Here is a 12,897-nt window from a genome sequence, read left to right on the forward strand (position 1 = left end):
CCCGGTACGACGGTGCAGCGGTATCCACGAACGGCCCCTCCCACAACGATCCCCACCAAGATCATCACACCCCCGCTCCTCAACTTGATAACACCCATTGAGTGGGTCAACCAGATGGCTTCGGGCAGCGGGCACGGTGAGCGGCTGCTGTCGTACACCACGGGTGCCGTCGACTTCGAGCTGCCGGACGGCTCTCGTGTAGCGGCAACCGTGCTCACCCAGCGTGTAACGATCGCGATCCGCCGGCACACCCTGGAGCGGGCCACCCTCGCGGAGCTGCATCAGCGGGGCATGGTCGACTCGGTAGTGGCCTCCTTCCTGTCGTGCGCGGTGAAGGCGGGGCTGTCGATCCTGATCGCCGGGAACATGGCGACCGGCAAGACCACGCTGATGCGCGCGCTCGGGCGGGAGATTCCCGCCCATGAGCGGGTGGCGACGCTGGAGAGCGACCGGGAGCTGAACCTGGACGGCCCGGATACGCCGGCGCATGTGCTGGCCTTCCAGGCCCGTGAGGGCAACGGCGAGCGGGATGCCTCCGGTAGAGCGATCGGTGAGATCACGCTCAGCGACCTGGTGCGGATCTCGCTGCGGTACAAGGCGACGCGGGTGATGGTGGGCGAGGTCCGCGGCGAGGAGGCCGTGGCGATGCTCGAGGCGATGGTCGGCGCGGGCATCGGCGGCATGTGCACCGTCCACTCCAAGCTTCCGGAGACGGTCATCGAGCGGCTGATCGTGCCGCTGGCCCGTGCGGGGCTGTCCGGGGATGCGGCCACCCGGCTGATCGCCGCGGCCGTCGACCTGATCGTGTACGTCGACAAGATCGACGAGACGCACCTGGGCGGCCGGGTGCACCGGCACGTGACGCATGTGTGGGAGACCGCGGGCCGCGGGGACGGCGGCGGTGTCGCCCTGTCGAAGATCTTCGGGCCGCACGAGAGCGTGGACGGCCCTGTGCTGGAGGAGCGTGCGGTGCCGACGGGCACACCGGTGAGCGAGCGGCGCATGCGGCACTTGGAGCGGCACGGCTTCGACCGGCGCTGGCTGGCCCAGTTCAAGGGCCGTGGAGACTGGCCGCCGCTTCAGCTGGTGGGCCGCAAGGGAGCAGCGGCATGAGTTCGTCGTATCTGTCGGGGCTCGGCGCGCTGTGCGGTGCGCTGGTCGCGCTGTGCTTGGTCGCGCTGGTGGCCGTGCTGCGCGGCTGGCAGCCGGCATCCTCCGCCTCGAACCCGCTGTCGCGGCTGGTGGCGAGGGGCCGGCGGGCGGTGGCCGAGCTGCCGGAGGGCTGGCGTTCCAACTACCGGTTCGTCCTGGCCGGTTCGGCGGTGCTCGGGGTGCTGGTGTGGGCGGTGACCGGCTGGCCGGTGCACGGGCTGCTCGCTGCGCTGGCGCTGGCCGGGTTGCCGTTCGTGCTGTATCCGGGCGGTTCGGAGCAGGCCGAGGTGGCCCGGCTGGAGGCGATCGCGGAGTGGCTGCACCAGCTGGCCAGTGTCCGCGCCGGCGGCAAGCCCCTGGAGGAGATCCTCAAGACGCTGGACACGGTGCCGGCAGCGCTCAGGTATGAGACCGGGATGCTGGCGTCGCGTCTGTCCTCGGGGATGCCGGCGCGGTGGGCGTACCTGATGCTCGGGGACGATCTCGGCAGCCGGATCGGGGACGACATCGTGCGTCTGTTCCGTGACCACACCGCGAGCCGAGGCCCGGGCCTTGCCGCGGCGTTGTCCGCGCAGGCCGCTCTGGTCAGCCGGCAAGCCTCCGATCTGCACGACATCGAGGCGGAGCGGCGCAAGGCCCGCAGCGAGGCACGCCGAGTGTCGCTGTTCGCACTGGCCGTGGTGACGGTGATCCTGGCCAGCCCCTCGTATTCGGCACCGTTCGCCACCCCGCTGGGGCAGTTGGGTCTGATCGTCCTGGGCGCGCTGTTCGTCGCGTCGTTGTTGTGGCTGCGCCGCATGGCCCGTCTGGAGCCGGAGCCGCGCACCCTGCCCACCGCGCGTGAGCGCGCGGCCGCGGAGTCCGCGAGGGGAGCGGCGGCGTGATCTCTGTACCCGGCATGGTGATCGGCGCTCTCGTCGCGGTGTTCCTCGTTCTGGCGGTGCGCGCGCTCATGCCGCAGCGCACTCCGCTGGCCGAGGTGCTGCGTCGCACCCATCAGCCCGACGCCTACGCCCCGGCCCGCGCTGTCGAACTGGAGGGGCGCGGGGCCGCGGTGTGGGCGGACCGGCTCGGCACCCGGCTGATGGAGACCGACACGTTCGTCTCCCGGCTGCCCGCACGCGACCTGGCGCTGCTGGAGCTGTCGCCAGCCTCGCTGCTGGGGCGGTGCGCCCTGTACGCCCTGGTGGGGATGCTTCTGCCGCAGTGGTTCTTGTTCATCGCCTCGCTGATGGGGGTGAGCTGGCCGCTGTTGGTGTCGCTGCTGGCCGGGTGTGCGTTCGCGGCGTTCATGGTCTTCAAGTGCCTGGACGATGTGCGGGACAAGGCGAAGAAGGCGCGACGCGCCTACCGGTACTACGCGGCGTCTCTGCTGGAGCGGGTCGCGCTGGCGCGTGTCTCGGATGCCGGGGCCACCGAGGCGCTGATGCGGGCGGTGGCCCCTGGCGAGGGTGTGGTGGAGGCCCGGATCCGGGACACCGTGGAGCATGCCCAGCTGGCCGGCCTGAGCGTGTGGAGCGCTCTGCGTACGCTCGGCGAGGAGATCGGTGTGCCGGAACTGTCCCGCCCCGCAGCCGCGCTGGCGCTGGCTGGTGAGGAACAGGCCCCAGTGTTCGACCAGTTGGAGGCCCAGGCCGTCGCCGTTCGCCGCGCGCTGCTGGCTGACCGGAAGGGACAGGCGAACGAGGCCACCGAGAAGATGAGTCTGCCGTCGCTGGCCATCGTGTTCTTGATGGCGACGTTCCTGCTGGCCCCCGCCGTGGTCCGGATCATGGCGTTCTGATCGGTCCCGCCTGCCTGGCTGGGGACCGAAAGTTCAATCGAGAGGAAAGTTCCGTGCACCGCACGCGTAAGCGCATCGCTCACCTTCTGGGCCCGATCCGGCGGCACTTCGCCCGCGTCCGCGTCGAGGCGAGATCGGATGCCGGGTTCACCGCGTTCGAGTGGGCCGTCGGGCTGGCGCTGACCGGCTCTCTGATCCTGGTGGTCTACGCCGCGGCGAACACCAAGATCGCGGAGAAGGTCGCCCAGATCGCCGGATTCTGATGAAACTGCCCCGAACCTTCCCTGTGCCACGGCCCGGCTGGCGAACCCGGATACGCGAGCAGATGCGCGAGGATCGCGGAGCGATGGCCCTCGAGCTGTCGATGGTGGTCCCGCTGGCCTTCCTCATGCTGTTCGCGCTGATCCAGGGCGGCCTCTACTTCCACGGCCGATCCGTCGCGCACCATGCCGCGCAGCAGGCCCTGGACGCCCAGCGCGCCTACAACGCGGCTCCCGGCGCGGGGCAGACAGCAGCCCGTGACTTCCTCGCCCGCATGGGCGGGTCCCTGTCCGGCCCGTCGGTCCAGGTCGAGGACGACGGCAATCAGGTCAGCGTCGAGGTCCAGGGCAGCGTCATCAATCTGGTGCCCGGCTGGGACGGGCACGTCGACCAGCGCGTCCAGGCTCCGAAGGAGAAGTTCCGACAATGAGCCGCCACAGCACCTCGCGCTCCCGCTGGGGAGGGGGAGACCGCGGCGGGGCGTCCCTGACCACGGCGATCTTCGTGCCCGTGGTGCTTGTCCTGCTCGGTCTGCTCATCGCGTGCGGCCGAATCATCAACGCACAGAGCGCGGCGGACGCTGCCGCCCGGGACGCCGCCCGCACCGCCTCCATCTCCGCCGACCCGGCCAGCGGCGAGTCCGCCGCCCGCCAGGCGGCAGAGGCGAGTCTGGAACGCTCGGGGCTGCACTGCGCCAGCATCAGCGTCGTCCTGGACACCCGCGGCCTGTCCGCCCCTGTCGGTCAGGCCGCGACCGTGACGGCGACCGTGTCGTGCACGGCGCCGCTGTCCGAGCTGGCGGTCCCGGGGCTGGGCGGCTCCAAGACGCTGACGGGGTCGATGACGTCCGCCGTGGACACCTGGGCCACCCGGGGGAATTCATGATCGCCCGCCGGCGGCGCGCTGCCGCGCTCCGGACCGAGCGGGACCGGGGCCAGTTGGAGCTGTTCTATGCCGGGATCGTCATCATTGCCTTCCTCGTCATCGGTCTCGTCATCGATGGCGGGGCCGCCCTGGACGCCGACTCTCGCGCCGACTACCTCGCCCAGGAAGCGGCCCGGGCCGGCGCCCAGCAGATCGACCCGGGCCAGGCCATCACCGGCGAGGCGATCGTGGTCGACCCCGACGCCGCCCAGGCGGCCGCCCGCTCCTACTTCGCCGCCCACCAAGTGGACGGCGAGGTGAGCGTCGCCGCCGACGGCCAGACGCTGAGCGTCACCGTCCACGACACCTACCGCCCCTACTTCGCCTCCCTCGTCGGATTCGCGCACATCCCCGTGACCGGACACGGCACCGCTACCCTCCTTCACCAGGCCGGAGGCTGACCCCCATGCCCCACACCCAAAACCGCCCGCGCCGGATGCTGACGTGGCCACTCGCCGTGGTGCGGGGCCTGTGTGCGCTCGCTGTCCTCGCCCTCCTCCTCGTCGGCGTGCCCTGGGCGCTGTTGACGATCGGCACCCTGCCCGGCGCGCTGCCCTCCTGGGACACCGTGCATCAGGCGCTGATGCGCCCGGACGACGGCAGCGGCTTGATGACCCTGCTCACCGTCGCGGCCTGGATCACCTGGCTGTGGCTTGTGATCCCCGTCCTGCTGGAGATCGGCGCGGTGGTGGTCCGACGGACCACGCCGCGGCTGCCCGGCATGGCCACCGGCCAGCGCCTGGCCGGCTTCCTGCTCGGCAGCATCCTGCTCGCCTCCCCCGCCGCCGCGGCCAGCGCCGCCACCCCCGCCGTCGCCGCGACCGCCCCCCACGCCCCCCACACCTCGGCGACCATGTCCGCCGACGAGAACACCGGTAGGCGAGAGGCCTCCCCGACGGCCACCGCCGCCCCGGCCGACCGGCACGGCGAGCGGGCAACGGTGCTCGCAGAGCACGCCGTGGGGCAGGGCGGCACCACCTGGTGGGATCTGGCCGAGGAGTACCTCGGCGACGGACTGCGCTATCCGAAATTGCAGCACCTCAACCCGCAGCTGCCAACGGACAAGATCCTCCCCGAGGGAACCACCGTCCTCGTCCCCGCCGCCTCCTCGCCCACAGAGGCCGAGCCCACGGCCGAGCAGGACGGCGTGCACACCCAGCTCACCACCGACGAGCACGCCCAGCCGTCTCAGGGCGCCGACAAGGCAGCCGAGCGCGAGTACACCGTCAAGTCCGGCGACAACCTGAGCGGCATCGCCCAGCACCAGTTCGGTGACGCCGCCCAGTGGCCCCGGCTGTTCGAGGCGAACAAGGGGGAAGAGCAGCCGTACGGCCAGCACTTCACCAACCCGGATCTGATCTATCCGGGACAGCACCTCACCCTGCCCGACGGCAGCACCGGCCCGGAGCAGGGTGCCACCCCTGAGCGGCCGCAGAATCAGCACACCCATCACGAGAACGGCCACGGCAGCAGCGGGTCGGCCACCCAGGGCAATAAGGGCGCTCCGACATCGGAAGAGAAGCAGACCACCAGCCCCTCCGCGGCCGCCTCTGCCACCCCTCAGACCGCCACACCGGCGCCGAGCGCCACCACGACACCCTCTCCGTCTGCCTCTGCTTCCCGTACGCCAGATGGTCAGTCCGCTGCGCCGCACTCCCCCACGGACCCGACGAGCAGCACCCCCCGCGCACACGACGCGCCTACCCCGGCCGCATCGTCTCCGTCGCCGGCAGCCGGGACAGAGCGTGGGCAGCAGGCGGGGGTGTTCGGGTTGCTGGCCACCGGCGTGCTGGCGACCGGGTTCCTGTCCTTCCTCGCCTACCGCCGCATCACCCAGCTCCGCCGACGCCGCCGCGGCCACCACATCGCCCTCCCCCAGGGCGACGCAGCCCGCATCGAGCACGCCCTGCGCGTCACCGAGGCCGTCATCGACACCGCGGTACTCGAGCCAGTCCTGCGCACCATGGCCGTCCATCTCGCCGACGCCGGCCGCGATCTGCCCGACGTCGAGGCCATCGTCCTCGGCGACCGCGACATCGTGCTGTACCTGGCCGAACCAGCCGCCCCCGTTCCGCCGTTCACCGCCGCCCCGGACCAGCTCACCCGCTGGTCATGCCCCACCAACACTGTCGAACTCCTCCCGGCTGACGAGACGGGAGACATCGAGGAGCCCTATCCGGCCCTGGTCAGCCTCGGCTGGGACGGCGACGGCCGCCTGGTCCTCATCGACCTCGAGCACGTCGGCCAGCTGCACCTGTCCGGGCCAGCCGCCAACGCGGTACTGCGCACGCTCGCCCTGGAGCTGGCCACCAGCGAGTTCACCCATCACCTCGACCTGGTCCTGGCCGGCGACACCGTCGCGCCAGGCCTCGCCGAGGAACTCGGCGAACGGGTCACCGAGCGCGCCAACCTGTCCGATGCGGCGGCCGCGCTTTGCGCCCACCACGGCGAACAGCAGCGCGCCCTCGCCCTGCTCGGTACCGCCACCGTGCGCCATGCCCGTACCGGCGTCGACACCGCGGCGGCCTGGACACCCGCTCTGGTCATCGCCCACGTAGCCGAGGGCGGTGACGCAGAGGGTCTCGAGGATCTGCTCCAGGTCATCGCCGACGAGCCGCGCACTGCCACCGCCGTCCTCACCACCGGCCCCCTCCCGCCCGGCGCCCCCGTGAACAGCTCCTGGACGCTGTACGCCGACGAGGCCGGCGCCGTCCGGCTGCCGCTCGATGGCGTGAACATCGACTGCACATTGCAGGCCCTGTCCGACGAGCACTACACGTACGCGCTGGAGACCCTTGCCATCAGCCGCGCCGAGGACAGCCCCGCTCCCGAGCCGGAACTCCCTGCCGCGCACAGGCCCGTCTTCGAGACCGACGAGGGCATCGACGACCGTGATTCTCTAGTGGCCGCATCCTCGGACCACCACGTATCGGCCCTGTCCGGTCCGGAGCGGGTGCCGAATCTGCTCGCCCAGTTCGCCGCTCTCGACGACGAAGACGACGGCCACGACAACAACGACGACGACGACCGTGCGGATCAGCAGGCCGGCGAGGGCGGCCAGGGCCAGAGCGACGGCAGCCCGGCCGTCCCCCTTCCCACCCCGCCTCAGCAGGGCGCACCCAGCGAAGGCCTGGGCGTCGCTCTGGACAAGCCCGGCCGGGCTCCATCGGCTCCCCCAAGCCCAGTTCCCGCACAGCAAGCGCCGACTAGGACCGTGAGTATCCGTCTGCCCGCCGACGTCCTTTCCGCCCCCGCACTGCCCGAGACCGCGTCCCCCACGGCCGCGCGGAAGACAGAGACGGAGACGGGAGAAGCTGAAGCGCCGCACCCGGTGGTACGCGTGCTGGGACCGGTCGACGTCGTCGGCGCCCGCGGAACCCTCACTGAAAAGAAGCGTCAGCGGACCTACACCGAACTCGCCGTCTGGCTCGTCCTCCACCCCGGCCACCACGCCGCGGCCCTGGATCACCGCGCCCTGGACGAGGCCCTGTGGCCCGACCGCGACGAGGTCAGCCTCAAGTACCGCAACGCGGTGGTCTCCAGGACGCGGACCTGGCTCGGCCGTGACACCGACGGCCAGCCGTACGTCCCGCTGCTGAAGACCGCGAACAGCCGCTACAGCATTTCCTCCTCGGTCGGCTGCGACTGGCACGACTTCCAACGCCTCGCCCAGGCCGGGAAGGACCCGAACAACGAACACGCGGACCTGGCGCTGCGGCGCGCCCTGGAGCTCGTACGCGGTCGGCCGTTCTCCTCCACTGACCGGCGCCGCTACAAGTGGGCCGAGCATCTTGCCCTTGTGATGACCATGGAGATCGTGGACGCGGCGGAGATCCTGGCCGAGCGCCGTCTGGCCGCCCACGATCCGCGCGGCGCTCTCTGGGCGGCCACCAAGGGCCTGGAGGTTGCCCCCGCCGTCGAATCCCTGCACCGCATCCTCTTCCAGGCTTACGCGGCGATTGGCGACTACGAGGCACTGGAGCGCGCCGCCACCTGGCTGGAGGAGTTCACCGAGAACAACGAACTCGAACTCGACGACGAGACCCTCGCCGTCCTTGAGCAACTCCGCGCCAGGATCTGACCCGCCCTCGTAGCGACGAGTCAAGCAGCTCCGCAACCGGGGTGAACTCAACCGGCCACGGCACCGGCCACTCGCCCGGCGCCGTGGCCGACTGTTCGCGGCCGTGGCCGCTGGCAGTGGCCGACACCGGCCACGCCGCCCCGCCCGGCCATCCGCCTGGTGCCACCGCGCCTTGAGCGTCGCAGCTCCCAATCGGGCCACGCCCGTCGCGGATGCGGTCGCCGGCTGTTGCCCCTCACGCTGCGGGTATCCGCACGGAGCACGACCGGATACCCCGGTCTGCGGGATACCCAACCTCTTGCCCACCAGCCGCCCACGAGGCAGCCTCTGCCCGTGCCCGGTCATCGCGGCGCCGGAACGGATGGCCGTTTTCGGGGTGCCCGGCCACTGGCCGGTGACCGATGGAGCCAGGATCGGCCATCGGTCATAGGCCGTCGGCCACGGCATCGGGCCTGGCCGGCCACGTGGCCGGTGGCCGGTCACGGCCCCGAGTTGGCCACCGGCCACCGGTTCGGCCATGGGATCAAAAACGTGGCCGCCAGGATCACTGCGGCGGCATCGGCCACGGCCCGGGGCCAGTCATCGGTCGGTGACCGACCGCAGGTGTGACCGGGCCTGCTGGCGTCGCTGCTCCGACAGATACTTCTCGGCCTCCGCCAGCCGTCGCCGCCCTGTCCGCTCGGCCACGCCCAGCCGCCGGCCTACTTCGGAGCCCGAGAGCCTCTTACCGGCCTCCTCAGCCTCGGCCAGCCATCCGGCCACCTGAACGATCTGCTGCTGGATCGGATCCATATCCGGTTCCCGGGCCGCTTGTTCCGGCAGCCGGGCGGTGGCTTCATTGCCCGCCAACGCACTTGCCGACGGGCTGGGGGCGAGATTTCGCACGGTCTGCTGCTGTGGCAGGTCAACAGGTTGGAGTGCCTCGGCGGCCGATGCGGTGGGCGTCATCACCGGATCCTCAACGCGCGCCGGCGTCGCGGACGCCCCACCGGAGTACGAAGATGTCGCCCGCGCGGCACCCTGGTCCACCGGACCAGCCTCCGCACCGTCGGCGTCCTCGTTCACCGAGACTCTCGCGAGCCCGCGCTCCTGGAAACGGGCAACGAATGCCTCCAGGTCCTCGCCGGTGATGGGTCCACCGTCCGCGTTGGTGATTCCGTCCCGCTCGTACACGTACGTGGCGAGCGCGGCCGCGCTGGGCTGACCCCCGTGTTCCTGCGTGTACGCGACCCACGCACTGTGGAAGTAGTCCTCCCACGAAAACTCATCACCGGCCTGCTGCTGCGGGCCATCGACAGCGGTCTTGGAATCATCCGGCACCTCAGCGCCGTAGCGTGCCTTCAGGACCTCGAGCAGGGGCTGCACCTGTTCTTCCGACAGCGGCTCGCCGAAACCGGTGCCGATACCCAGGTTGTCATGGATCCAGAGCGCGAACTGGGCGGAGGTGGGTTGGGCCTGGAAGTTGGACAACCACGCCCGGTAGGCCTCGCCGAGCGCTTCGGTCTCCTTCTGTATCGCCGCTGCCTGCACAGGCGGGTTCGGCTCATCAGCATGGCGCTTGGCAGTGGCCCTCTCAGGTGCCGCCTCGACGGTGTGCACCTCTGCTGCCCCATCCCGAGCACCGACCTCCAGCGCAGCGGTCGGCGCGGACACGAGAACCGAGGCCCGTGAGCTGGTAAACGCGATCGGCGGCTCGTCGATGCCCGCGGCGGCCAGCCCTGCGGGCGCAGTCTCGGCGAGGGGAACACCGTAGCGGGCCAGCCGCAGCGGCATGAGCGACTCCACCGGAGCCTTGCGGCGCCAGGCCCGGCCGTAGCGGGAGCGCAGGCTCGCTTGGTAGACGAGTCGTTCCTGCTCCAGCTTGATGACCTGGTCGTAGGAGCGCAGCTCCCATAGCTTCATGCGGCGCCACAGCAGGAACGTCGGGACTGGCGAGAGCAACCAGCGCGTGAGGCGGACGCCCTCCATGTGCTTGTCCGCCGTGATGTCGGCGATCCGGCCGATCGCGTGCCGGGCCGCCTCGACCGCGACCACGAACAGGACCGGGATCACCGCGTGCATGCCCACGCCCAGCGGGTCCGGCCAGGCGGCCGCGCCGTTGAACGCGATCGTCGCCGCCGTCAGCAGCCACGCCGTCTGGCGCAGCAGCGGGAAGGGGATGCGGATCCAGGTGAGCAGCAGGTCCAGGGCCAGCAGGACACAGATGCCCGCGTCGATGCCGACCGGGAACACGTAGGAGAAGTTCCCGAAGCCCTTCTTCAGAGCCAGCTCGCGGACGGCCGCGTAGGAGCCGGCGAAGCCGATGCCGGCGATGATGAGGGCACCGGTTACGACCACCCCGATGAGTACGCGGTGCATCCGTGTCAGCTGCAGTGGCGCGGCCACGTGTTGTTGCCCCTCCTGTATCTGTAATGGCTAGGCTTCACACTGTCATGTGCGTGCCGATAGTGGGATGTCGGAAGCACGATCGATATCGCTTCGTGGATGGAGTCGCCCTGGTCCCCGGGCAGGGAACTGCCGCCCTACGCGGTGGCCTTGGCCGTGTTCCAAGCAGCCGGCCAGGCCTCCAGTTCGGCTCGGGTGTAGTAGGTGACCCTGCCGTCCGTGACCTCTCGGGCACCGCGACGCCGCGGTCCATGGACCGCTGGAATAGGTACTTGCGGCCGGTCTCATCCGCCAAGGCAAAATCCCCTACTTGCACGCGTCGGCAACGGAGAACGTGTCGGACAGAGCCGCGTCCTGGGGTTGCACGGTGTGCACTCAAGCTGGAGGGGCGGCCCCGCTCCCTCACCGTGACGGCGAGAAGCGGGGCCGGCGTCCCGCTGATGGCGTTTCAGTCCACCTGCATGGACGGCGCTTCGGTGAAGGTGGCAAGCAACTTTTCGAACCTGGTCCGGTCGAGTTCTCGTGCCTTGATGCTCAGGAGTCGGAGGAGCTCGAAGAAGCCGTCCTCATCCATCTGCCGTCTGAGGTGCATGGCAACGAGCGGCGGTTGGTCGTACGGCAGCCGGTGGTGCTGCGTCGTCTGCGTGGCAGCGGGAGATTGCCCGTCATCCTGCGGGCGCGGCTCTGGGATGCGCTTCCCGTCTCCCAATGGGAGTCCGGTCTCTTGCTGATGCGACGTCCGGCTTGGCGTCGGCTCCGAACTATCACGGCGAGATACCTCGTCGGTTCCCCCCGCCTGCTCTCCAGGCTGCTCCTCCTCGGCCGCCGGAAGACTGGGTGCCTGCCCGGAATTATCACGGCGTGATAGTTGGCCCGTGTCCTCGACGCGGTCTTTGGGCTGGGCTCCCTCACCTGTCGCCTGCGGAGGTTCTGCCATCTGTTGCAGGGGCTTTCGACGTTCAGCGGCAGCCCGCCGCTCATCCGCCTTCTTCTGCTCCTCAGGCGACAGCTTGCCCAGGTTCCGGACGTGCTCGACCGTGCGCTCGCCGTTCACCAGGTCCTTCTGGAGTTCCGGTGACAGCTTCAGCAGGGAGAGCTTGCTGGAGATGGTGTTCTGCGGGATGCCGAGCCGTTTGGAAGCTTTAGTCTGGCTGCCGTAGTAGTCGACCAAGGACTGCAGAGCGTGAGCTTCCTCAAGGTCGGTCATGTCGTCGCGGTGGTAGTTCGCGATGAAAGCGGCTTCGAGGAGTGCTTCGTCGGTGGCGACGCGTGCGTTATCGACGCGTACAGGGATGGTGGCCATGCCGACGCGGCGCGCGGCCTCGAGCCGGCGATGGCCGTCGACGACGATGTACTGGGCGCCGTCGTCGATGTCGCTGTCCCGATCGGGACGGTCGTAGAGGTAGGCATCCACGGTCGCGACGACGATGGGGATGAGGACACCGACTTCCCGGACGGTCTGAACCGTCTCCTCAAGGTTGCGCAGATGGTTGCGCGGATTGTCGGGGTTGTCACTGATGAGGGTCACCGGCAGGTCGGTGATGGCTGCGGTCGCGGCTGCCTGCGCACCGATAGTGCTCTCAATGGCGTCGCGGCGGGAGCTGCGCGCGGTAGCGGCAGCGCCGAAGGCGGAGCCGGTGCCGAGCTTGTCTGCCTTGCTCATCCTGCGGCCCCTATGGCGATCATTCGCATGGCGTTGGCCTGCTTGCTGTCCGGCGCGTACGACAGCAGTGCCTGCTTCATGCGGACGGCTTCGCGTTGTTCCTTCAGGTCGTCGATGACGGCTAGGACGCGCTGGTCCTCCAGGCTGTTCCAGTTGGCCAGGGAGGAGGTGGCGACGTAGCCGCGGCGGGAGTCGTAGAGGTTCACGACCAGGCCGAGGTAGTCGACTTCCAGACCAAGGTCCTTGCAGAGGTCTTCGATCTGCTGGACCAGCATCATGTAGGCGGTAGCGGAGGAGTCTTCGGCGAGGACTGGGATGATGACGCCAGACCTGCCCCGCTTCTCGTTTCGCCGGCGGCGCCCGTAGTAGAGCGCGGCGTCCGTGGCAAGGCCGAGGCTGGGCGGGCAGTCGATGACGATGATGTCGTAGTACTCCTCCAGGGGGCGCAGGGCACGCTCGAGGGCGGCTTCCTTCTGGAAGCCGCGGGAGCTGGCCGCGGTCAGCGCGATCCTTGAGTCGAGGAGGAAGCCGTCGAACGCGGCGGGGAGGACGTCTAGGGTCTGTTGCGAAAGTTGATCTTGTTGGTTGGTGATCACGTCCTGTGGGACGTGGGGATCTGACGAACGGGCAGTGGGCCCGTCTTGAGCC

At 69.9% G+C, this 12,897-nt stretch carries 10 protein-coding genes and 1 pseudogene; 8 read left to right on the top strand and 3 right to left on the bottom strand.

Translation table 11 applies throughout. The features are described from left to right. The 8 genes from ABZ624_RS40165 to ABZ624_RS40200 form a co-directional block, all read left to right on the top strand. Positions 1-1,113, top strand: a 1,113-nt coding sequence (locus ABZ624_RS40165; protein WP_360100100.1) for a CpaF/VirB11 family protein, incomplete at its 5' end; no start/stop codon positions are given. Next, positions 1,110-2,036, top strand: coding sequence for a hypothetical protein (locus ABZ624_RS40170; RefSeq protein WP_360100103.1), 927 nt, complete (start codon positions 1,110-1,112; stop codon positions 2,034-2,036). The genes ABZ624_RS40165 and ABZ624_RS40170, both read left to right, overlap by 4 nt. Further along, positions 2,033-2,935: a hypothetical protein gene (locus ABZ624_RS40175; protein WP_360100105.1), complete on the top strand. Its 903-nt coding sequence runs from the start codon at positions 2,033-2,035 to the stop codon at positions 2,933-2,935. The genes ABZ624_RS40170 and ABZ624_RS40175 overlap by 4 nt, the downstream gene beginning before the upstream one ends. Positions 2,936-2,988: 53 nt before the next feature. Then, positions 2,989-3,198, top strand: a complete 210-nt coding sequence (locus tag ABZ624_RS40180; protein WP_360100108.1) for a hypothetical protein — start codon at positions 2,989-2,991, stop codon at positions 3,196-3,198. Positions 3,199-3,281: 83 nt separating this feature from the next. Further along, positions 3,282-3,626 (top strand): TadE/TadG family type IV pilus assembly protein, encoded by a 345-nt coding sequence (locus tag ABZ624_RS40185; protein WP_360100111.1) that lies wholly within the window; start codon positions 3,282-3,284, stop codon positions 3,624-3,626. Continuing rightward, a complete protein-coding gene (locus tag ABZ624_RS40190) occupies positions 3,623-4,081 on the top strand; it encodes a TadE/TadG family type IV pilus assembly protein (protein ID WP_360100114.1) in 459 nt (152 codons plus the stop codon). Before ABZ624_RS40185 ends, ABZ624_RS40190 begins: the two co-directional genes overlap by 4 nt. Continuing rightward, positions 4,078-4,521, top strand: a complete 444-nt coding sequence (locus tag ABZ624_RS40195; RefSeq protein ID WP_360100117.1) for a pilus assembly protein TadG-related protein — start codon at positions 4,078-4,080, stop codon at positions 4,519-4,521. The genes ABZ624_RS40190 and ABZ624_RS40195 overlap by 4 nt, the downstream gene beginning before the upstream one ends. Before the next feature lie 5 nt (positions 4,522-4,526). Beyond that, positions 4,527-8,201 (top strand): LysM peptidoglycan-binding domain-containing protein, encoded by a 3,675-nt coding sequence (locus ABZ624_RS40200; protein ID WP_360100120.1) that lies wholly within the window; start codon positions 4,527-4,529, stop codon positions 8,199-8,201. A gap of 1,695 nt (positions 8,202-9,896) precedes the next feature. Here ABZ624_RS40200 and ABZ624_RS40205 read toward each other — a convergent pair. From ABZ624_RS40205 to ABZ624_RS40215, 3 genes and pseudogenes are all read right to left on the bottom strand, one after another. Then, positions 9,897-10,586, bottom strand: a pseudogene (locus ABZ624_RS40205) (DUF2637 domain-containing protein); the annotation flags it as partial. Between the two features lie 448 nt (positions 10,587-11,034). Then, positions 11,035-12,249, bottom strand: a complete 1,215-nt coding sequence (locus ABZ624_RS40210) for a ParB/RepB/Spo0J family partition protein (protein WP_360100123.1) — start codon at positions 12,247-12,249, stop codon at positions 11,035-11,037. Next, positions 12,246-12,897 (bottom strand): ParA family protein (locus tag ABZ624_RS40215; RefSeq protein WP_360100126.1); only part of this gene is annotated, 652 nt, incomplete at its 5' end. The genes ABZ624_RS40215 and ABZ624_RS40210, both read right to left, overlap by 4 nt.

Source organism: Streptomyces sp. NPDC007205 (assembly GCF_040634095.1).
Classification (GTDB): domain Bacteria; phylum Actinomycetota; class Actinomycetes; order Streptomycetales; family Streptomycetaceae; genus Streptomyces.